The sequence below is a fragment of the Chloroflexota bacterium genome, from assembly GCA_009840625.1.
In the GTDB taxonomy this organism is placed as follows: Bacteria; Chloroflexota; UBA11872; order UBA11872; family VXNJ01; genus VXNJ01.
The window spans coordinates 25,237-45,654 of the sequence record VXNJ01000016.1 but is presented as its reverse complement, the minus strand read 5'-3'; the positions used below and the strand labels follow the sequence as shown (position 1 = coordinate 45,654).

Genomic DNA, 20,418 nt, shown 5'->3' with positions numbered 1-20,418 from the left:
TGGCGGACCGGCGCACGCGCGCGGGCTTTCTTAAGGTCGGATTATAGGAGAGCATCGGGGCCGCAAAGCGCCCCGAAAGGCCCGGCTACAGATAGCGGATGCGCTCGTCGACGGCGCTGCGGATTATTTCCGGCAGCGCGGCCACGTTCTCGACCACCGCGCCCGCGCAGGACGCCAGCGGTTTGCCGTCGTGGGTGGGCTGATAGGCCAGTTGGAATTCCGACTTGACCACGCCAACGCCGAACGCGAGCACCTTGTAGCGCTGGTCCGGCAGGGCGGCTTGGTTGCGGCGGTGCATATCGATCAGGGCCCGGCGCAGCAGCGCCGGGTCGGAGGAGATCCCGTCGGTTACCACGAATACGCTTTTCAAGCCTTTCTGCTCGCGGCTCCGCTCCAGCGCCACCGCCAGCGCCCCGGCGTCGTCGGTGTCCTTGTGGTCCAGGTCATAGAGGCGCTTGAAGATTTCGGCGTGGTCGCGCGGCTCGTAGGGTGCGGCGCGACCCGATAGCTGGCGTGGCCAGACGCACTCCTCGAACGTCCACAGCGGAGTCACCTGCGAGGAGAAAGCGATCACCTCGAAGGGGATCCGCAGCCGCTCGTGGATCTCGATGAACAGGATCGCTGAGTCGGCCAGCCGGTCGAACTTGCGGGTCGGATAACCCTTCTGGACCATCGACCCCGAGATGTCCAGCAGGATCGAGCTGGCAAAGTCGCGCTGGCGGTCCTGGCGCGGCACGCGCAATCCTTTGAGGAATGCATTGAGCGGGTCGGTCAGCACCCGTTCGGGCCGTTGCAGGTCGATGTTGCCGGTCTCGCCCGATCGCCGTTTTCGCGGGCGGCGGTGCGCCTCGGACTCGCCTTGCCGGCGACGGTCCATGATCTGGGCAAGGCCCGGATGGCGCCCGTCTCCCTCGACCGTGGCCTTGATCCCCTTCTCCAGGCGGTTGACCGCGGCCAGGTAGTCGAAGTTCTCGTAGTCGACCCGCTCGTCAGCTTCGCCGCGCCGAATCGCCTCGACCAGTTCGGCCGCCCAGCGCGGACTCTGGTGGGAATTGCGCTCGCGGTCCAACAGCCGGCGGGCGCCGCGCACCCGCAGCGAGGCGATCTTGCGCTGCTGCAATCGCTGCCGCGCGCGCTGGACCGCTTCCGAGCTTCCCGACCCGCTGCGCAGCTGCAGGGCTTCCTCGCCGATCTCGCCTTCGGCCGTTTCGGCATTGGCGCGCGCCGCAGTCGCATCCTGTTCGCCGGCGGGGGCGTTCGGCTGTCCGCCCTCCTCGCCGGCCGGCCGATCGGTTTGCTGCGACATCGCCTGCCATTCGCCGATCAATCCGGCGTAGGTCCGGGCGGTCTTGCCGGTGAGGCGCCGCAGCATCGATTCGACGTCGTCTGATTCGATGGCGCGCTCCACGTCGCGGTCGGTCTGATCCAGCGCGTCCTGGATCATCTCCGGCGTGAACGGCGTCTCGCAATTTCCCGGCCAACGCCGGTTGACCGCCCTGGTGGTGAGGGCGTCGAGGAACAGGTGGTGCGGCGGACGCAAGAATCCGGAGCTGTCCGGCGGCGCGCCCACGTCGGACCGCGGCTCCAGGTCGGGCAAGACTCGATACAGCTCGCTGAAGTACGGACCCGCCCCGGGCCGGCGCTGCAGATATAGCCGGTTCACCCGCAGGTCGTTGACCGTCAGAGCCAGCAGCCGCATCGAATCGGCCGGATACCCGTGCCGGCGCTGCTGGCGCAGCCAGTATTCGATGCGGTTACGACCCCTTCGTCCGGTGTAAAACGCCTCGGCCACCTGGTGGCACATACCGCCGACGAGGCGCTCATCCGACCAGGTGCGAGTCAGGGCTTCGGGATAGGTGATCAGGCGTTCTTCGGGCAGATAGGCCCACCAGGGACCGGGAAGCACTGCCAGTTCGCGATCGCCCAGGATCAAACGGGTGGCCAGTTCGAGTTCACCGGGCAGGATCCCGCCGCTTTTGACGGTGCTGCCGCCGGTGACGGCCGCTAGGTGCTCAGGCGAGTCCATAGTTGGCCAGGACCGGTTCCAGCACCCGCTCTATCTCCTCGCTGGCGCCCTCGATGACTCCCCGCCGATACCAGGCGACCAGTTCGGCGCGGTCCCTGGAGCCGCGGGCCAGCATCACCAGTTCGGCCGTGGTGAGGGCGGTGCGCTCGGCGACGCCCGAGGCCAGGTCGGGCGGAATGTTGCCGAAGCCTTCGCCGGCCTGCTCGTCCAGGTCGCCGGCTAGCAGCCGACGCGAGGTATTGGCCAATTGGCAGAGCGAGTCGAGCACCTGCGGATCGGCGTCGGGGGCGGCGATTGCGGCCAGGATGGCCCGCTCTTCTTCCGGAGGGGGGTAGTCCATCGCGATTACGGCCCCGAACCGGTTCTCCACGCCCTCATTGAGGGGTTTGACCCCGGGGCCGTCGGGCGCGGCGGTCGCCACCAGGCGGAAGTGGGGGTGGGCCCGGAACTGGGATCCGTCCGGCAGGGTCACGAGTCCGGCCTTGTCGAATAGGCCGTTGATGATCGAGTGCACGTCCGGGTAGGCGAGGTTGTACTCATTGATGATTACGAAATAGCCGGCCTGGACCGCCTCCATGAACGCCTGCACGTTCCAGCGGGTGCGGCCGGCACGCATCTGGCGCACCGCGGTCAGATCGCTCTTGTCGGTCTCGCCGGTGAAGGAGAACTCGACCACCGGCAAATGCCATTGCGCGGCCAGGGTTCGGGCCAGGGCCGATTTGCCACACCCCGAGGGGCCGCGCAGCAGCACCGGCCAGCCCAGCAGGACCGCGCTCTGGGCCAGTTGCAGGGCGCCGTGGGTGGTGCCCGTAAGGCACGGCAGGATCCGGTCCCGCTCGGGCGGATTGCCCAGCGGTTGGGGCAGATTGATGTTGAGCTGGCGGCGCAGTTGCGATCGAACCGTGGCCAGCTCGCTGCGGTCGGAAATCGGCTGCCCGCGGCGGTCGAAGGCGGCAAGTCGCGGGGCCCCCGCCTCGCGTGGAGCCACCGCGACCCTGACCCCGTCACTGAGTTCGATCGCCGCTCCGTCGACCGATTCGCTGACCGCGTCCGGTTCCTCTTCGAGCGGGTGATCGAGTTCGGGCACGGGCACGGCCTGCCCCGGTTCGGGCCCCTTGCGCGAGAGCAGGGCGCCGGCGAGACGCCGCGGGGGACCGTCGGCGGCGCGCAGGCCACCCAACATCTTGGCGGCGGTGCGGGCCACCTCGTCAAAGATGTCGCCGGGAGCGATGGTCAGGACCGCGCGGGCGCCGATCTCAGCCATCGGCAGGCCGGTGAGGTAACCGGTTGCCAGCCAGTGGAGAAGGGCCCGGGTTGAAATGCGGTCGCGCATCCGGGCGCCGAAATCCTGGTGATTGCGGAGCCGGTCGGCGACCGCCACCAGCCGCTCGGCGATACCGGGATCGGCTTCGATACCGGCCGCCTCCAGCAGCCTGATGCGCCCGAATTCGGCCAGGAGCGATTCGGTTTCCTGCTCGGGCGGAAGGAATCCCATGGTGATGTCACCCAGGCCGACCCCGAAGCGTCGCCGCAGCGGTTTGCCCATTTCCGAGGTACCGATGTAGTCGGGGTTCGCGGTCGCGATGATCCCGAAGTCCTCGTGCAGCGCGATTTCGACGTTGCCCATCCGGGTCGATGAGAGCAGCAGGCGTCCGGTGTCGACCGCCGAAGTTATGGCGCTCATCAGGTCGGCCGGAAGCATGTTCAGTTCGTTGATGAGCAGTTTTTTGCCGTAGAGCATCGCTTCCGCGGCCGGCCCGAGCATTACCTGGGTGGTCTGGGTCCCGGCCGCGTCGGTGATGACCTCGGTGCGGTGGAAGAAATCGGTCAGGGTGGAGTCGCCCGAGAAATTCAGCTCGGTGATCGGCAGGTTGGCGGCGAAGCAGTAGGTCTTGGCGAGGGTTGTCTTGCCGCAACCGGTGGGCCCGGAAATCAGCATCATTGAACCCAGCCGCGGATTGGAATCGATCTCGGCAATTCGTTCCAGCAAGTCGGCCATGTCGGCGGTCAGGTGGGCAAAAATCTCGTGACGCCGGGGAACCGACTGGGAGAAGTCGTCGGCTTCCGCGGGCCGGAAATGGGAGGCGTCTTCGGGCAGGGCCTGGCGGACGCGCTCCTTAAGGCGCGGAAAACGCCGGCCCTTCACCTCGAACCAGTCGTGACCGATCTCGACCTCGGGTCCCAGCTGCAAGACCTCGCCGGGAGCAATCTTCTGGCCGGTCGCCTCTTCTTCGGCCCGCCCATCTTCGTGGGCCGGACCGCCGATCTCGGGGATCAGTCGTCGAATCAGGTCAAGCAATTGGGACTGGCACCGGAAATGGGCTTGCGTCGTCTGTTTAGGTTATTTGAGATAGGCGGTTCGCGTCGGCCCCGATTCGCGGGGTTCGGGGGCAGTTCGATAGCTGTTCCATGCCTTCGAAAGGCGCTCGATCGGACGTGTACAATATTTGTTAAGCTGATCATTTGAATGATTACAGCTTGATGAAACTCGAACGATGATCAGGATGGGTGTCGATGGCAAGGTCGTTGACTGCAAAACAGCGGCGGGTGCTAGACGTAATCAGGGCATTCCAGGTGGAGAACGGCTACAGCCCGAGCGTTCGCCAGATCGGTGAGCAATTGGGGCTTTCGGCCGCGTCGGTGCAGGCACACCTGGTGGCGCTTGATCGCAAGAACTACATCAGGCGCACCGGCGAGGCCCACGGGATTACCGCCAATTACGATCCCGAATCCGACGAGTGCCTGCAGGTCCGGGCGGCCCAGATCATAGGCGCGATCGCTGCCGGTTCGCCGATCGAGGCCATCACCGACCACCAGGGTTACGTGCCGCTGCCGGAGACGGTCTCGCCCGACGATCCGCGCGACTATTACGCGCTTGAAGTTCGCGGCGACTCCATGGTCGACGACCACATCCTGGACGGGGACCGCGTGCTTGTGCGGCGCCAGAACACCGCCGACGACGGCGACGTGGTGGTTGCGATTCTGGGAGACGAGGAAGCCACGCTAAAGCGCTTTTACCGCAACGGGCGCTTTCGGTATTTGCTCAAACCCGCAAATTCCGAACACGACCCGATTGATACGAACCGGCTTGAAATCCGTGGAGTGGTGGTCGGCGTATACCGCGATCACTTGAAGTGACAGGGTGCCGGGCGCCGGGCTGATTCCGCGCCGTTCCCGCGAGGCCTACGGCAGGTCGATCACCCGCGTGTCATCGCCGGCTTCTGCTCGATTGCCAGCTCCCCGGCGCAGGTGCGGGCCGGTGAATGGGCGCCGCCGGGAAAACTCCGGACGTACCTGCGGGAGCCATTGCGCTAGGGTGATTCGCAGGATTTACCGTCGGCGCTAGCGAGGGGACGCCTTCACTTGCGCCCGGTTCGCGGTTCCGATGTGCACGGGCGCTTAGCGCCCAAATCGGACCGGGCTAGAGCCGTTCGTAGCGCTCCAGATCGATGACGAAAACGGTAGCCCCGCCAACCTGAACTTCGACCGGGTAGGGGATGTAGAACTCGCCGGGCTCCATGATCGGCGGGATCGGGTTGACGTACTGGGTACGCGTTTGGCAATTGGCGCGGACTATGGTCAGCAGCTCGCCCAGACGGTCGCTGGGAGTCCCTATCAGGAACGATACGTTGCCCTGCCGGAGGAACCCGCCGGCGGTGTTGATGCGCGTAAGCCCGAAGTTATTGGCGACTAGGTCGTCGGCCAGAGAGTTGGCGTCTTCGTCTTGGACGATGGCGATTACGAGCTTGTTTTGCTCGGCTGCGCCTTGCTCGCGCGCGGTCAATGCTTTTCCCTGGGAACCCGGCCAAAAAAGTCGGGGACTACAAGAGTTGGTTCTGGCGGCGTCCGGTGGGAGCGGTCATCTTGCGCTCCAAGAGGGATGCTACCCGCGCCCAGATTTTAGGCATCAGGTTTGCGGGGTCTTCGCGGCCGCTGAGAACCTGCCAGCGGTTGGGCGCATGGGCCGCCAGCGATAGATATAAGTTGCGCACGCGGTCCAGGTAGCGGGCACCGCGGCCCTCCATCCCTTTCAGTTCACCGGCTTGCGGGGCCATGCCCGCCTTGCGCGCCAAGCCAACTTCGGCGGGAACGTCCAAAAGGACCACCAGATCGGGAACCAGCCGGGCGGTGGCGAAGAAATTGAGCCGCTCCAGCTCTTCTACGTCCAGACCGGAATCGGCTCCCTGGTAGGCGATGGTCGAATCGGCGAATCGATCGCAGATTACCACCCTTCCGGAAGCCAGCGCGGGCCGGATGCGCTGCTCGACCAGGTGGGCGCGGGCGGCGTTGAACAGCAGCGCCTCGACCCGCGGCGAGGTCGGCGAAGTCAAGTTTTCGTGCTCCCAGTCGTCGCGCAACCGTTCGCCGAATTCGGTTCCACCGGGCTCGCGCACCAGCAGGGTTGCCACGCCCTCATCCTCCAGCCGGCTGCGCAGCTGCCGGCTCATGTGCGTCTTACCGGCCCCGTCGATCCCCTCGAAGGTAACCAGGATGCCGCGGTCGGGAGCGACCGGACTCTCGTTCATGGCACTGCGTGCAGAGGATGCGGCCTGAGGGCGCGGACTCAGGCGCTGCTCAGATAGGAGCTGACGGATCCGTCGCCGGACCCGGATTGCAGACGCAGGGCCGCGAACGCCTTGGCCAGACCCTTGCGGACGCGCTCGACCGAAGTGCCCTCCAGAACGAAGACCGGCATGTCCATATCGATCGCCCGGTCCAGCGTCGAATCACGGTGGAGGTAGCTCGATCGGGTGGTAATCAGCAATTCGGCGTGACCCAGTTCGCGGACCGGCCGCACCGTGATCCCCAGCGCGCGGGCCGCCTTGCGGATCTTGCCGGAGGAGATTCCGTGCAGGTACGGCTCCAGCGGCGGAGGCTCGAACGTGGCTTCGGCGATGACCTGCTCGGGCGCCTCGGCCAGTTTGGCCCAGTCGGAGCTGGCCGGGCGCAATGTGCGGCGATCTATCTGGACCCCCTCGTCTTGCAGGGTCCGCATCTCCGCGGCCAGCGGTTCTCCCGCCAAGACTGCATCGGTGGCATGAGCCAGGTTGGTGTGCACCAACAGCTGGTTGCGACGCGCGATTTCGATCAGGACATCAAAGGTCGGCGCGCCGCGCCTTTCCAGTACGGCCTTGCGGGTTCGGCGGCGCCGGGCTTCGCGGTCGCCCAGGATCACGTTCTCGATCCCGCCCACGAGCACGTTCAGGGTTGGGTTGGTGATCAGGTTTTGCAGGCTGTTGCCGTGCGCGGTGGCCACCAGCTGGATGCCGCGCTCGGCGATCGTTCGCGCCGCCCGGGCTTCGGCAATGGTCCCGATTTCGTCGATGATCAGGACTTCGGGCATGTGGTTTTCAACCGCTTCGATCATCACTTGGTGCTGACGGTCCGGCGCCGGAACCTGCATCCGGCGCGCGCCGCCGATGCCCGGATGCGGGATGTCTCCATCGCCGGCAATTTCGTTCGAGGTGTCCACCACCAGTACCCTTCGCCCCATCCCGTCGGCTAGTTCGCGCGCGATTTCGCGTAGCAGCGTCGTCTTGCCGACCCCGGGGCGACCGACCAGCAGGACCGAGCGGCGCGAGTCGATCACGTCGCGGACCATGGCCACCTGCCCGTAGATCGCGCGGCCGCGTCGCAGCGTGAGGCCCACGATCCGGCCGCTGCGGTTGCGGATCGCCGACACCCGGTGCAGCGTGCCCACGACTCCGGCCCGGTTGTCGGCGTCGAAATTTCCGATCCTGGCGGCGGCCTCCTCCAGGGTGTCGGATTCGATCAGCCAGCTTCCCAGTTCGATGTCGCCGCCCGGGAACCGGGCCAACGGCCGGCGGCCAACGTCGAGCACGACCTCGATGAGTGCGTCGCACTCGCCCTGCGATCGGATCGGTTCGGCGACCGATTGCGGAAGCAGGCCGAGCAGCGCGTCAAGTTCCTCCGCGTCCGTCTCGGCGTAGCGCAGGCCGGGCTGCGGCTGCGATCCCAGTCCGACGGCGTCCCGAGAGGGCTGCGACTGGGATGTTGCGTCGGTGCGGATAGGGGTTAGTTCTTGGGAGGAAATTGCGTCTGCGAGGTCATTTTATTGAGGAAGTAGCGGTGCATTCGCGGGTCGCGGGTCAATTCGGGGTGGAAGCAGGTGCCCAATAGGTTGGCCTGTTCCACCGCCACCACGCCGGCGTCTATTTCCGAGAGGACCTTCACGTCCCTTCCGACGGCGGTGACCAGCGGGGCCCGGATGAAGACGCCCGGAAAAGCCTCCGGGCCCAGGGCCGGGATGTCCAAAGCGCGTTCGAAGCTGTCGATCTGGGATCCGAACGCGTTGCGCCGCACCGCCACGTCCATCACTTCCAGGATCGGCTGGTCGCGACCGCAATCGCGGCTCAGGAAGATCAACCCGGCGCAGGTCCCCCAGACCGGCCGGCCGCTGGCGACCAGATCGCGTACCGGTCCCATGAACCCGTAGCGGACCGCAAGTTTGCCGAATGTGGTGCTCTCGCCGCCGGGTATGACGAGCCCGTCGAGGTCATCCAGCTGGTCGGGGAGGCGGACGGCCATGGTGCGGGCGCCCAGGCGCTCCAGCACGCCGAGGTGTTCGGCGAAATCTCCCTGAATGGCCAGCACGCCAACCAGCGGCCGGTCGGGCCCGGATGATGACAAATTCAGTGGCCGCGTTGCGCCAGACGCTCGGCGACCTCCAGTGAGTCGGCTGCGATGCCGGACATGGCCACGTCGATGCCGCGGGCGGCTTCGGCGACCAGATCGAATCGTTCGTAGTGCAGCGTGGCCTCGACGATCGAGCGCGCCAGGCGGCGGGCGAACGGAGCCCAGGCCGCATCGCTTTCCGGATCGGCCAGATTGAGCGCGGGGTCCTGCTGCAGCGCCTTTTCCTTGGCGGCTTTGAAGATCCCGGATCCGACGAATATGCCCTCGGCTCCCAGGTGCATCATCATGGCCGCGTCGGCCGGAGTGGCGATCCCGCCGGCGGCGAAATTGACCACCGGCAAGCCTCCGCTGCGGTGAACCTCAACCACCAGGTCGTAGGGGGCCCGCAGGTCCTTGGCCGCAGCCATCAGCTCTTCTTGGCCGAGTCCGCAGAGCCAACGGATCTGGCCCTGGACGGTTCGCATGTGGTTTACCGCTTCGACCACGTCACCGGTGCCGGCCTCGCCCTTGGTGCGGATCATCGCCGCGCCCTCGCCGATGCGCCGCAGCGCCTGGCCCAGATCGAGTGCGCCGCAGACGAACGGGATCGTGAAATCGTGCTTGTCCACGTGGTGGGCGTTGTCGGCGACTGTGAGCACCTCGGATTCGTCGATGTAGTCCAGGCCCAGCGCTTCGATGATTCGGGCCTCGACAAAGTGCCCGATACGGCACTTGGCCATGACCGGAATGGTGACCGACTCCTTGATCTGGATCAGGATGTCGACCGGCGACATGCGGGCCACGCCGCCCTGGGCGCGGATGTCGGCCGGCACGCGCTCCAAGGCCATCACCGATACGGCCCCGGCCTCCTCGGCGATCTTGGCCTCGGCGGCCGTGGTCACGTCCATGATCACGCCGCCCTTGAGCATCCGGGCCAGGCCGGTCTTGGCGTTCCAGGTGCCGGTTTGTCCGTTGGCCTTGGCGCTCACGTGGCTACCCGCCCACTCTCGTGCTGCATCCGGGGTTTATTCCGGCAGTTTTTGGCGATTTTATGACCGATTGCTTCAATCGTCGCCGAGATCGTCCAGGTCCAGTTGCCCGATGAACTCGGCGAACGGTTTCAGGCTCTCCTCGCTGACCGGTTCTTCGGGGGTTTCGGCCGGATCGTCCTCGGGCTCCAGGCCGGCCCGGTCGAGCACCGATTGGGCGCAGTAAATCGGCACTGCCGCGCGCACCGCCAGGGCGATCGCGTCCGAGGGACGCGCGTCGATGACTTTTTCTTCCTCTTCGCGGTGCAGGACGACGTCGGCGTAGAAGACCTGGTCGCTCAGATCCCGGACCAGCACCTTCTCGACCTGCCAGCCCAGCGCCTCGATGGTCTGCAGCAGCAGGTCGTGGGTCAACGGACGCATCGGGGCGTCGTCTTTCAGGTTCACCAGCTTTATCGCGATGGCGTCGGCTTCATGGCCGCCGATCGTTATCGGCAGGTAGCGGCGCCGGTCTTTCTGGCGCAACCAAATCGTGCGTGACGGGTTCACCAGGTTGAGGCGAACGCTGTCGACGACCATCTCTACTTCAAGCATCTAACCCAAACGCCGTGTGCAGCGCCCTGGCGCCCTTTGCCAGATGCGCCTCGCCGATTAAACAGGTTACCCGAATCTCGCTGGTGGTTATTCCGCGGATATTGATTCCGGCCTCGGCCAGAGTGCCGAACATGCTCGAGGCCACTCCGGGGGTTGACACCATCCCGGTGCCGACCAGGCTGAGCTTGGCCACTTGCGGATCCGAGGTGACCTGCTGGGCGCCGATTTCGCGGGCCGTCAGCTGGGTCGCGGCCAGGGCTTTGTCGTAGTCGGCGCGCTGGACGGTGAACGAAATGTCGGTCAGGCCCTGGTGCGATATGTTCTGCACGATCACGTCGACGCTGATGTCGTCGTTGGCCAGCGGGGCGAACACGGCGTGCGCCAGCCCCGGCCGGTCGGGAACGCCGACGACGGTTATCTGGGCCACGTCGGCGTCGTCGACCACGGCGCGAACGCCGGCTCCGGTTTCGATATCGATCTGGTCGGCGTGCATGATCCACGTCCCTGGGTTGGAGTTGAAGCTTGAACGGACCTCGATGGGCACCCGGTTGCGGCCGGCCACCTCGACCGAGCGGGCGTGCATTACGCCGGCGCCCAGGGCGGCCATTTCGAGGGTCTCTTCGTACGAGATCTGCTCGATCTTGCGCGCCGCCGGCACCAGCCGCGGATCGGCCGAGTAGATGCCGTCGACGTCGGTGTAAATCCGGCAGTGGTCGGCGTCCAGGGCGGTGGCCAGCGCCACCGCGGTGGTGTCGGAGGCGCCGCGGCCCAGGGTCGTTACCCGCCCGCCCTGGCTGGCGCCCTGAAATCCGGCCACGATCGGGATGCGGCCGTCCGCCAATTCGGACCGCAGCCGGCGGGAGGAAATGTACTGGATTCGCGCCCGCCCGTGGCTCTGGTCGGTCACGATCCCGGCCGCCTGTCCGGTCAGGGCCACCGCGGGGCGCCCGCGGGCGTTAAGGGCCGCCGAGAGCAGGGCGCAGGAGACGACCTCGCCGGTCGAGAGCAAGAGGTCGCGGTCGGGACCGTCGATGTCGGCGTCCAGCTGCCGGGCCAGATCGATCAGGGCGTCGGTGGTCTTGCCCATCGCCGAGGCGGCGATCACCGGTCTGAAGCCCTCGCTCAACGCCTGGTCGATAAGTCCGATGGCGGCCAGGATCCGTTCGGGGTCGGCCAGCGACGTGCCGCCGAATTTCATTACCAGGACCGGGGTCATCTGCACCAGGAACTCGACGGGATGCGGGGCGGGAACGTAAGCAGGCGATTATCCTGCTACCTCCGGCGCGGTGCCACAATTGGCCTGATGCACCCGACGAACACTGATCCAGGTCCCGACTCCACCCCCACGGTCGAGGACTACCTGCTGGCGATCGCCAGTTTCGAGTACGAGCACATGCCGGTGATCGCGGCGCGCTTGGCCGAGCGCCTGGGCGTTTCGGCGCCGACCGTGTCGGCCACCGTCAAGCGGATGGTCCGCGACGGCTGGATCGAAGTCCAATCGGGCAACCTGATCGAACTCACCGACTCGGGTCGCACCCGGGCCGACCGGATAGTACGGCGGCACCGCCTGATCGAGCGCTGGCTGCAGGACCAGCTGGGCCTCGAGTGGTCGGCGCTGCACGAGGAAGCCGACCGCCTCGAGCACGCGATCTCGCAGCGGCTCGAGGAGCGGATTTCGGCCGCCCTCGGCCACCCCGAGACCTGCCCGCACGGCAATCCGATCCCCGGCAACGTGCGAACCTGGTCGCGCGAGGGGCTCTGGCAACTCTCACAGGTACCGGTGGGAACCGTGGTGGAGGTGCGGCGGATTTCGGAACTCATCGAGGAGCAGACCGACCTGCTTTCGTTCATCCAGGATTCGGGGCTGATTCCGGGCAACCCGGTCCGGGTCGCCGACCGCAGCCGCGGCGGAATGATGGACGTGCGGGTTTCCGACAGCTACGTCCAGGTCGGTGAAAACGTAGGCCGCTACATCTGGGTCATGCCGACTAAAGCCTGAACCAAGCAGCCGCAAGAACCGCGCCGCGGGGCCCGGATTTTCGACCGACCGACCACAATTTTTCGATAATCGATCCGCTCGCGCAACCGATTCCGAGCCCCCCTCGCAAGCAGCCAATTCGAGTCATTCCGCGCCATGGATCCGATCGTCGTCGTCCAAGACCTGAAAAAGCACTATGGCGACGTGCGCGCGGTCAACGGAATTTCCTTTTCGGTTGAACCGGGAGTGATTTTTGCCATGCTCGGCCCCAACGGGGCCGGCAAAAGCACCACGGTAGAGATCCTGGAGGGGCTGCGCGAGCGGGATTCGGGATACGTATCGGTGTTGGGGCTTGATCCCGGCCGGCAGCAAGACGTGCTAAGCGAACGCATAGGGATCCAGCTGCAATCCTCGGCGTTGTTCCCCAAGCTCTCCGCGCGCGAGCACCTGCAGATGTTTGGTTCCTTCTACCGGAACGCCCACGACGTCGATGAATTGCTCGACATGGTCGGGTTGACCGAACGCCAGAAGGCCTACAGCGAAAACCTTTCGGGCGGACAACAGCAGCGCCTGGCAGTGGCGCTGGCCCTTCTTTCGGATCCGGAGCTTGTTTTTCTGGACGAACCGACCACCGGACTGGACCCGCAGGCACGGCGCCGCCTCTGGGAAGTGGTCACGCAGATGAAAGAGCGCGGCACCACCGTATTTCTCACGACCCACTTCATGGACGAAGCCGAGACCCTGGCCGACCACCTGGTGATCGTCGATAACGGCAAGATCATTGCCGCCGATACCCCGGGCGGCTTGATCCGTTCCAATTTCGGCGGCGCGACGCTTACCTTCAACGCCTCGGCCGAGCTCGCCGGATTGGACCTGGAACGCCTGACCGGAGTCGAAGAGGTCATTTCCGCCGACGGCGAGTACGAGCTTTCAATTGCCGACGCCACCACCGCCCTCCCGGAGGTGTTCGCGCTGGCGTCGCGGACCGGCGCAGCCCTGGACGAAGTGCACGTGCACCGGCCCAACCTGGAGGACGTTTTCCTCAAACTCACCGGGCGAAGGATCCGCGATTGAGAACTTCCGGCACCCTCGGCCTGATATGGGGGTTTTCGCTCGAATTCATTCGCGATCGAACCGCGATGTTCTTCACCTTCGTGTTCCCGCCGATCTTCACGGTGGTGGTTGGGTTCATAATCGGGGCCTTTTCCCAGCCCACTTCGCACCCGGTCGGCCTGGTGGCGGGCGAGGACTCGGCCCATGCCGGCGGGATAACGGCGGCGATTGAGGCCAACCCGTTGTTCGCCCTCGAGGTGGGCGATCTGGCCAGCCAGACCGCGGCATTGGACGACGGGGACCTGAAGGCGGTCCTGGTCATCCCGCCGGGGTTCGCCGGCGCCCTTTCCGAGCAAGATCGAGCCCAGGTCGAAATCTATTACGACAACCGCGATCAGGATGCGATCCGAGTCGTGATCCCGGCGCTGAGCGCGATCGTCGACGCCGTCGACCGGGGGCTGGCCGGCAACGTTCCGCGAATCGACGTGGTCACGACCCCGAATACCACGCGCCACCTGAGCACGATCGATTTCGTCGGGCCCGGGATTATCAGCTTTTCGATCATGCAACTGGGGGTCTTTTCGGCCATCAATCTGGTGGCGCGCCGGGAGAAGAAAGTGCTCAAGCGGGTCGGCGCGACCCCGGCGACGCGATCCATGGTGCTGATCGCCGGAATAATTCAGCGGGTGATAATCGCCGCCATCCAGGCGTCGATTCAGTTGGTGATCCTGGTGGTCGGATTCGGACTGGATTTCTTCAATCCGCTGGCCGTAATCGGGGTGCTTGCGCTGGGCACGCTCGTGTTCGTCGGGATCGGCTTCACCGCTTCTTCGTTCGCCCGCACCGAGGAGGCAATGTTCCCGATAGTCCAGCTGATCTCGCTGCCGATGTTCGTCCTGGCCGGCGTGTTTTTCCCGCTCGACGTGTTTCCGCAGGTGCTGCAGTGGTTCGCCAACCTGTTGCCGCTGACCTACATGGCCGACGCCGTGCGCCAGCTGATGATCGAGGCCGACGGCCGCTACGACATGTGGCTGAACCTGGCCGTGATGCTGGCCTGGGTGGTCGGCGGATTCGCGGTGGCGGTGTGGCGGTTCAGTTGGGAATAGCCGGTGCCCCCGGACTCCGGTTCACCCCGGCCGGCGCAGTTCCGGCCCGGGCGGGGAGCGCGATCTAAATGAGCGCCCCGGTGGAGGTGCGCCGCAGTTACTCGGATCGGTTTCTGCTGCTGCTGGTGTTTTTCGGCGGCATGTCGATCCTGGGGGTGGAGCTGACCGCTTCGCGGCTGCTGGCCCCGTTTTTCGGCAACAACCTGTTCGTCTGGGCCAACGTGATCGGGTTGACCCTGCTTTTTCTTTCGGTCGGCTACTTCCTGGGCGGCCGGCTGGCCGACCGCCGTCCCGACGACCGGCTCCTTATCTGGATCGTGGCGGTTGCGGCCGCGTTCATCGCCCTGGTTCCGTTCGTGGCCAGGCCGATCCTGGCGCTGTCGGTCACCGGCCTGGCGAACCTTTCGGCCGGGGTTTTCCTGGGCTCGCTGTTCGGCGTGCTGGTGCTGCTGTCGGTACCGATTACCCTGCTCGGATTCGTTTCCCCCTTCGCGATTCGGCTTGCCTCGCGCCAGGTCGAATCGGCCGGCCGGGTGGCCGGCCGGGTGTACGCGATCGGCACGGTCGGGTCGATCATCGGCGCGTTTCTGCCGGTCCTGGTCCTGGTTCCCAACCTGGGCACCCGCAACACGTTCCTTTTCTTCGCCCTTTTACTTTTGGTGATTGCGGCGGGCGCCCTGCGGCGCCCTCCGGTCCTGGCCCTGCTGGCGCTGGCGATCGCGCTGACCGTCTGGGGCAACGTGTCCATCGACCCGATCAAGCCGGCCGAGACCGGCGAGCTGATCTACGAGGACGAGTCGTTGTTCAACTACATCCAGGTCGTCCAGGCCCAGGGTGGTCCGCGCCGCCTGATCCTGAACAACGAGGAGCGTCTGGCCACGCATTCGGTCTATTGGCCGGACCAGTCGCCGCAGCCGCTCTCGGGCGGTCCCTGGGACTATTTCCTGCTGGCGCCGTATTTCCGCGAACAAAATCCCGGGGAAGTAACCGAGGTTCTGGTGATCGGCCTGGGGGCCGGCACCGCCCCCAAGCTCTATGCCGAGAACTTTGGTCCGCACGTTCGCATCGACGGGGTCGAGATCGATCCGGGCGTAATCGACGCCGGAGTCGAATATTTCGCGATGAACGAGGAGGGGCTGAACGCGATCGCCGAGGACGGGCGGGTTTTCCTCAACCAGTCGCAGAAGACGTACGACGTGGTGATTCTCGACGCCTATCGGCCCCCGTACATCCCCTTCCACCTGACCACGCGCGAGTTCTACCAGGAAGTGGCCGAGAAGCTGGCGCCCGACGGGGTCCTGGTTTCGAACGTTGGACGCGGGCCGGCCCGTGACAACGAACTGTTGGACCTAATGGCGGCCACCTTGCGGTCGGTATTTCCGGCGGTATTGGTGACCCTGCCCGATTCCACTTCCAACAGCCTCGTTTACGCGCTGAAACGCCCGGTCGCCTTCGAGGAGGCCCGGGCCCGGGCCGGGGCCGCCGATATTCCGGCGATTCGAGAGGTCGCGGCGCGCGGGATCACGACCTATCAGGTTGAATCGGCGGAAGGCGCGTTCACCGACGATCTGGCTCCGGTCGAGCAGGTCGTGAACCAGCTGATCATCGACTACGCCCTGGGAAGGTAGGCCGGCGCGGTTCCGGTCGCCGGGTTAGTCAGAACCCGATGGCGACCCCGTGCCAGCGCGGATCGCTGGCCCCCCAGAGATTGCCGCTCGCCGGGTCGCGGCCGATCGCCAGACCGCGCGATCCCGCCCCCCAAAGGCCCGCCCCGGCGGCCTCGTGCCCGAGGGTTCGCAGGGTCGCTGCCATCGGCGCGCCAAAGCGCTCCTCCACGTAGACGTCCCCGCTCGTCTCGTCATGACCCCAGCGGGGCGCTTCGAGCGCCCGTTGCAGATCCATCCCAAACCGCAGGTGGTTGTCGATGACCTGCTGGTTGGTCTGTACCTGGTAGTGGCCGCCGGCGGTTGAACCGAAAGCCACCGGCAATTCGGCGTCTGTGACCATCCAGGTCATCAGGGTGTGGACCGGCCGTCGCCCGCCGCGCAGAAAGTTCGGGTGTCTGGGGTCCAGCGAAAACCCGGTCATGCGATTGTTCATCATCACCCCGGTCCCCGGCACCATGGCGCGCGAACCGAACGCGGCGAAGATGCTCTGGATGTAGGCGACCGAGTTGCCTTCGGCGTCGGCCGCTGCCAGGCAGGTGGTGTCGCTCCCCACCGGCAGGGGCTCCGGGATCGCGTGGCGGGCGGCGCGGGTATGGTCGATCCGCGCGGCCGAAGCGGCCAGCAAGTCACCGTCGAGTATTTCCGCGGAACTGGCTCCGGCAAGGTCGGGATCGCCCAGAAAACGGTGCCGCAACTGGAAAGCCTGTTTCTTGGCTTCGATCGCAATGTGCACCCGGACCGGATCCGAATACTCGAGCTCGCCGGCCCCGGCCAGATCGGCTATCGCAAGCGCGGCCAGGGTGACGTAACCCTGGCTGACCGGGGGCTGGACCCAGACCGTGCGGCCCAGATAGGGAGTGCTGAGCGGAGCGAGCCGGTCGCAGCGCAGCAGCTGGAAATCGCTGCGCCGGTGCGCGAGCCCCAGGTCCCGGGCGTAGGCTTCGAGCGCCCCGGCGAATGATCCCTCGGCGAGTCCGACCGCCCCGCGCTCGGAGACTTCTGCGAGGGTCCGGGCCAACGGCCGTTGCCAGAGGGTTTCCCCGGCCCGAAGCGGAGCGCCGCCGGGAAGATATGTGCGGGCGCTGTCGGGAAAACGGGCCAGCGAATTCCGGTTGGCTTGGATGTGGCCGGCCAAGAGCTGCGAAACCGGGACTCCGCGATCGGCGAATTCGATCGCCGGAGCTAGCAGGTCCGCCCATTTGAGACGACCGAACTCGCCGTGCAGTTGCTCCCACAAGCGCACCGCTGCCGGGATGGTGGCGGCCGCCAGTCCCTCCGGGGCGATTCGCTCCCCGTAATCGCGCGCGCGCGCCGCGGCCGGGGCCGGGCCCGAGGAATTGAAGGCCTGCGGTTGGGCGGAGTCGGGCGATTTGACGATGGCGAAAGCATCGCCCCCGATCGAATTCATGGCCGGTTCAACGACCGCGATCGCGGCCGCCATTGCCACCGCGGCGTCGAAAGCGTTGCCGCCCCGGGCAAGGGCCTGCAGACCGACTCCGGCCGCCAGCGGGTGACCGGCCGCGACCATGCCGCGCCCGCCGGCGACGGTGCCGCGCGCCGAATGATCGAATGTTGTGCCCAAAATACCGGTGTCCTTGCCGATTACCTGACCAACCCTAGGAATTCCATTGTCCGCATACCCCGAACGCGATCCCGATGCCGTGCCGGTGGTGCTGGACACCGATACCGGCGACGACGTGGACGACGTGTTCGCGATCGCGTTGGCCGCCGTCAGTCCGCGCATCGATCTGCGCGCGGTTATCACCGCCCACGGCGACACCCGGGCGCGTGCCCGCCTGGCGCGACGGGTCCTGGAGGAATGCGGCCGGGATGACGTTCCGGTCTACGCGGGGGAAAGGCCCAACTACTCCGGACTGGCGGCAGGTACCTCGATGGATTCGGGCGCCGGTTTCGTGCCCGAGCGGGCCCGCGTGGAACCGGGCGACGGCGTCGACGCCCTCCTGGAAATGGTCAATCGTGCGCCCGGCCGAATCACCGTTTGCGCGGTCGGTCCGCTGACCAACCTGGCGCACGCGATCCGGCAGGACCCGAATTTCGCCACCAACGCCGCCCGGTTGCTGATCATGGGCGGCGAGTTTCCCGACGGACCCCGCGGGGAATACAACTTCAACTGCGATCCGGACGCGGCCCGGGTCGTGATCGAATCCGGAGCCGAGACCTGGCTGGGCCTGATCGGCCCCACCCGCCGGGCCCAGATCGGGACCGCGGAGAGCGCCCGGATGCGCGATTCGGGATTGGCGATCGGAGCAAGTCTGGCCGGCATGTTGGATCAGTACCTGGCGGTCCGCGTCCGCGACCGGACCCCGATGTTCGACGGGGCCACGTTGGGCGAATTGATCTGGCCCGAACTCTACAGCTGGCGGGATGGCATGGTCGGGGCCGACGTCGAGTCCGGCCGGATGCGACTCCGCCGAGGGTCTAATCCGGCGCGCCTGATGGAAGACCTGGAACCGGACCGGTTCTGCGGGCTGATGTTGGACGCGATCCTGGCGCCCGCTTAAGGTCAAATAGGGCGGCTCGCCTAGTTGGGAAGGGACGAGGAGTGGACGCAGGTCCGTTTCCGGCAATCCAAATCCAATCGCTGACCAAGTACTACGGGTCGACGCTGGCGCTCGACTCGATCGATTTGGAAGTCGGCCGCGGCGAAATCTTCGGGTTCCTCGGCCCCAACGGGGCGGGCAAATCGACCGCGATACGGGTGATGCTGGACCTGATCCGCCCGAGCGGCGGTTCGGTGCGGGTCTTCGGCCACGACTCCCGAGCCGATTCAATCCGCATCCGGGGAATGACCGGATACCTGCCGGGCGAAGCCAGCCACTACGACCAGCTGAGCGGTCGCGCAATGCTGGACCTGCTGGAATCGCTTTCCGGGCGGGCCGCAATTCGCCGCGACGAACTGCTGCACCGGCTGGACCTTGACCCCTCGGCGCGAATCGCCCGGTTCTCGCGCGGCATGAAGCAAAAGCTGGCGCTTACCGGAGCGCTGCAGTCCGATCCACCGCTGTTGGTCCTGGATGAACCCACGACCGGCCTTGACCCCCTGATCCAACAGGAGCTGCACGGCTACTTGCAGGAAGCGGCCGGGCGCGGGACGACCGTGTTTTTCTCCTCGCACGTGCTCTCCGAGGTCGAGGAGCTCTGCGACCGGGTGGCGTTCATCCGCGAAGGCAAGATCGTAGCCGTGGACCGCATTTCCGAATTGCGCAACCGCCTCGTGAAACCGGTCGAAGTTGAATTCGCCGAATCCGTCGACGCCGCCGAATTCGGGGAAATCGAGGGTGTGAGCGTAACGTCCGCGGAAGGATCGCGGCTGACGTTCGCGGTCACCTCGGGCATGGACGGGCTGGTGAAGGCATTGGCCGAGCGCACCGTGATCGACCTGGATTCGGTGCCGCCCTCGCTTGAGGAGACTTTCCTGCACCTCTATGAGTCCGACCGCCGCGGAAATTCGAAGGAGGCTGAAATTGAGTAGCCCAGATATCACGGCCCAATCCGGCGCCCCGGAACTGCGGACCCCCGGGCTCGCCGCGGCCCGCGGAATCATGTTGTCGTCGATGCGCACCCGTCGCACCGGCACGTTCTGGTTCGCCATTGCCGGCGGACTGATCGCGTTCGCAATCGGCATGCTTTACGAGGTGATCCTGGCGGCGATCGATCTGACCAGCTACCTGAACGAATTCCCGCCCGAGATGCTGGCCGCATTCGGGATGTCCTCGTCGGTGCTCGGTTCGTCGGAAATCTCTTACGCCGGGTTCATGTCGTTTGAATTCTTCCCGTGGTTCGGCGTGGCGCTGGTCGTATACGCGCTGGTTGCCTCGGGATCCCAGATCGCCGGCGAGGTTGAACGGGGCACCATCGACGTAGTGCTCTCTTCGCCGGTGCCGCGCTGGGTATTTGCCCTTTCCAAGTACTTGGGGTTGCTGGTGCCGCTTCTGCTGATCGGTCTCAGTTGCGTCCTTTTTTCGATCGTCGCCGGGCTGTTACAGGGAGTCGAGCTGCCGATTGCGAGATTTCTCTACACCGGGATCATCATGGGAATGCTGGGCGGCGCCTTCGCCAGCGTGGGGGTGCTCTTTTCGGTACTTTGGCTCTCATCCCAGCGTGCCCAGATCGCCCTGGCCGTCATCGTGATTGGCCAATACGTGATGGACGTTGTATCCAAGATCTCCGACGACTGGGAATTCTTGGGTCGATACACCCTGTTCCACTACTACGATGTCGGCCTAATACTCGAGGGCTTCGAGTGGACCTGGGCGCCGCTGATCATTTACAGCGCGGTGGCCGCGATAGGACTGGTGGCGACCGTCGTGTTCTTCGAGCGGCGCGACCTGGCCGCTTGACTTCCGGA

At 65.9% G+C, this 20,418-nt stretch carries 18 protein-coding genes; 8 read left to right on the top strand and 10 right to left on the bottom strand.

Annotated elements, in window-relative coordinates:
* Positions 1–85: 85 nt before the first annotated feature.
* A complete protein-coding gene (locus tag F4X41_09205) occupies positions 86–2,026 on the bottom strand; it encodes a VWA domain-containing protein (GenBank protein MYB17185.1) in 1,941 nt (646 codons plus the stop codon).
* Positions 2,013–4,325 carry a MoxR family ATPase gene (locus tag F4X41_09200; GenBank protein MYB17184.1) on the bottom strand — a complete coding sequence of 771 codons (2,313 nt, stop codon included), beginning with the start codon at positions 4,323–4,325 and terminating at the stop codon, positions 2,013–2,015. The genes F4X41_09205 and F4X41_09200 overlap by 14 nt, the downstream gene beginning before the upstream one ends.
* Positions 4,326–4,540: 215 nt before the next feature.
* Here F4X41_09200 and lexA point away from each other — a divergent pair, with 215 nt between their 5' ends.
* Entirely contained in the window at positions 4,541–5,164 is a 624-nt protein-coding gene (lexA, locus tag F4X41_09195) for a transcriptional repressor LexA (GenBank protein ID MYB17183.1), read from the top strand.
* Positions 5,165–5,447: 283 nt separating this feature from the next.
* Here the strand turns inward: lexA and F4X41_09190 are convergent, their stop codons facing one another.
* From F4X41_09190 to F4X41_09160, 7 genes are all read right to left on the bottom strand, one after another.
* Positions 5,448–5,810 (bottom strand): hypothetical protein, encoded by a 363-nt coding sequence (locus tag F4X41_09190; GenBank protein ID MYB17182.1) that lies wholly within the window; start codon positions 5,808–5,810, stop codon positions 5,448–5,450.
* Between the two features lie 37 nt (positions 5,811–5,847).
* The gene (gene tmk / locus F4X41_09185; protein ID MYB17181.1) at positions 5,848–6,552 is read right to left on the bottom strand and encodes a dTMP kinase; all 705 of its coding nucleotides are present in this window, start codon (positions 6,550–6,552) and stop codon (positions 5,848–5,850) included.
* Positions 6,553–6,590: 38 nt separating this feature from the next.
* Positions 6,591–7,982, bottom strand: a complete 1,392-nt coding sequence (locus tag F4X41_09180) for an AAA family ATPase (protein ID MYB17180.1) — start codon at positions 7,980–7,982, stop codon at positions 6,591–6,593.
* 80 nt (positions 7,983–8,062) lie between these two features.
* On the bottom strand, positions 8,063–8,677 hold the full coding sequence (gene pdxT / locus F4X41_09175; protein MYB17179.1) for a pyridoxal 5'-phosphate synthase glutaminase subunit PdxT: 615 nt from the start codon (positions 8,675–8,677) through the stop codon (positions 8,063–8,065).
* A gap of 2 nt (positions 8,678–8,679) precedes the next feature.
* The gene (gene pdxS / locus F4X41_09170) at positions 8,680–9,591 is read right to left on the bottom strand and encodes a pyridoxal 5'-phosphate synthase lyase subunit PdxS (GenBank protein ID MYB17178.1); all 912 of its coding nucleotides are present in this window, start codon (positions 9,589–9,591) and stop codon (positions 8,680–8,682) included.
* Between the two features lie 135 nt (positions 9,592–9,726).
* Positions 9,727–10,245 carry a bifunctional nuclease family protein gene (locus tag F4X41_09165; protein ID MYB17177.1) on the bottom strand — a complete coding sequence of 173 codons (519 nt, stop codon included), beginning with the start codon at positions 10,243–10,245 and terminating at the stop codon, positions 9,727–9,729.
* Positions 10,238–11,461: an aspartate kinase gene (locus F4X41_09160; protein ID MYB17176.1), complete on the bottom strand. Its 1,224-nt coding sequence runs from the start codon at positions 11,459–11,461 to the stop codon at positions 10,238–10,240. Before F4X41_09160 ends, F4X41_09165 begins: the two co-directional genes overlap by 8 nt.
* 21 nt (positions 11,462–11,482) lie before the next feature.
* On the opposite strand from F4X41_09160, the gene F4X41_09155 reads away from it, so the two are divergent.
* From F4X41_09155 to F4X41_09140, 4 genes are all read left to right on the top strand, one after another.
* The gene (locus F4X41_09155; GenBank protein MYB17175.1) at positions 11,483–12,244 is read left to right on the top strand and encodes a metal-dependent transcriptional regulator; all 762 of its coding nucleotides are present in this window, start codon (positions 11,483–11,485) and stop codon (positions 12,242–12,244) included.
* A gap of 135 nt (positions 12,245–12,379) precedes the next feature.
* Positions 12,380–13,297, top strand: a complete 918-nt coding sequence (locus F4X41_09150; GenBank protein MYB17174.1) for an ABC transporter ATP-binding protein — start codon at positions 12,380–12,382, stop codon at positions 13,295–13,297.
* A complete protein-coding gene (locus F4X41_09145) occupies positions 13,294–14,382 on the top strand; it encodes an ABC transporter permease (protein MYB17173.1) in 1,089 nt (362 codons plus the stop codon). Before F4X41_09150 ends, F4X41_09145 begins: the two co-directional genes overlap by 4 nt.
* A 68-nt stretch (positions 14,383–14,450) precedes the next feature.
* On the top strand, positions 14,451–16,010 hold the full coding sequence (locus F4X41_09140) for a spermine synthase (protein ID MYB17172.1): 1,560 nt from the start codon (positions 14,451–14,453) through the stop codon (positions 16,008–16,010).
* A 28-nt stretch (positions 16,011–16,038) separates the two neighbouring features.
* Here F4X41_09140 and F4X41_09135 read toward each other — a convergent pair whose 3' ends face one another.
* The gene (locus F4X41_09135; GenBank protein ID MYB17171.1) at positions 16,039–17,793 is read right to left on the bottom strand and encodes a hypothetical protein; all 1,755 of its coding nucleotides are present in this window, start codon (positions 17,791–17,793) and stop codon (positions 16,039–16,041) included.
* On the opposite strand from F4X41_09135, the gene F4X41_09130 reads away from it, so the two are divergent.
* The 3 genes from F4X41_09130 to F4X41_09120 are packed head-to-tail and all read left to right on the top strand — an operon-like array spanning position 17,672 to position 20,410.
* A complete protein-coding gene (locus tag F4X41_09130; GenBank protein MYB17170.1) occupies positions 17,672–18,571 on the top strand; it encodes a nucleoside hydrolase in 900 nt (299 codons plus the stop codon). The genes F4X41_09135 and F4X41_09130 overlap by 122 nt on opposite strands.
* Complete coding sequence (locus tag F4X41_09125; GenBank protein ID MYB17169.1) at positions 18,532–19,542, top strand: ABC transporter ATP-binding protein; 1,011 nt, start codon at positions 18,532–18,534, stop codon at positions 19,540–19,542. Before F4X41_09130 ends, F4X41_09125 begins: the two co-directional genes overlap by 40 nt.
* On the top strand, positions 19,496–20,410 hold the full coding sequence (locus F4X41_09120) for an ABC transporter permease subunit (protein ID MYB17168.1): 915 nt from the start codon (positions 19,496–19,498) through the stop codon (positions 20,408–20,410). The genes F4X41_09125 and F4X41_09120 overlap by 47 nt, the downstream gene beginning before the upstream one ends.
* Positions 20,411–20,418 lie beyond the last annotated feature (8 nt).